The following is a 1038-nucleotide window of genomic DNA, read 5'->3' on the forward strand; positions in this document are numbered from 1 at the left end:
GTGGCTGCGCGGCGCCGACCTGTGCGGGGCCGACGAGGGCGTCGCGGACGCGGCGCGGCGGACCCTGGAGCGGGCCGGGCGGATCGTGGCGGCCTCCCGGGAGCACGGCCCCGGCGACCTGGGCGACATCTCGCCCGAGCGGATCGCGAAGGTCGCGCGGGAGGCGGGACGGCCCCTGGTGCTCCTGCTCGACGGACCCGAGGAGATGCCGCCCGTGCTCGCCCACCGCCTCGCTGCCTGGTCGCGGGGGACCGAGGAGTGGCTGGCGGCGCAGCGGGTGCGGCTCGTCGTCGCGTGCCGCGCCGAGCACTGGGACCGGGCGGGGGCGCTGTTCGGCGACGGGGCGCCGCGCGGGCGGCCCGGTGCGGTGCCCGCGTGCGTACGGATCGCGGACCTGACCGGGCGGCGGGCGCGGCTGGCCCGCGAGCGGCACGGCATCGCGGAGGGCGCGCTCGCGGCGCGGGACGCCGGGCATCCGCTGGCGCTGCGGCTGCTGCGCGAGGTGCGGGCGGCGCTGCCGGAGGGCGTGGAGGGGTGCCCCGACCGGGACGAGATCTTCGGCGCCTGGCTCGACCTCATGGCCCTGCGGGTGGCGGTGCGGCTCGCGGCCCCCGCCGGGCTGCGGGGGAGCGGGGTGCGGCGGCTCGCGGCGCGCGTGGCCGGGCAACTGCACGAGGCGGCACGGCGGAGTCTGGGGCCCGGCCAGGGGGAGTTGGACCGGCGGGCGTTCGAGCAACTGTTCCCGTGGGGGGCGCGGGCCAAAGTCGCCGGGTGGGCGTCGGCGGTCCTCACGGAGGGGGTGCTCGTCCCGGCGGGCGACGGATACCGGTTCGCGCACGAGGAGGTCGCGGACTGGATCCAGGGAATGCATCTGGACCTCGACGCGGCGTTGGACGCGTTGGTGTTCCGGCGGCGGTGCGGGCCCGGCACGGTGCCGGTGCCGCGGCACCGGGCGGGGCCCGTGGTGCGGGCGATGCTCTTCGCCTCGCGGGAGCCGGCGGAGCTCGCGGCCCGCCTGCGGGACCTGGGCGAGTGGGC

The 1038-nt window shown here is 79.7% G+C and carries 1 pseudogene; it reads left to right on the forward strand.

Annotated features, from left to right (window positions below):
* Positions 1 to 1038: pseudogene (locus OFY01_RS17180) on the forward strand (serine protease); the annotation flags it as partial.

Origin of the sequence: Streptomyces beihaiensis (assembly GCF_026274175.1) — a bacterium.
Taxonomy (GTDB): domain Bacteria; phylum Actinomycetota; class Actinomycetes; order Streptomycetales; family Streptomycetaceae; genus Streptomyces; species Streptomyces beihaiensis.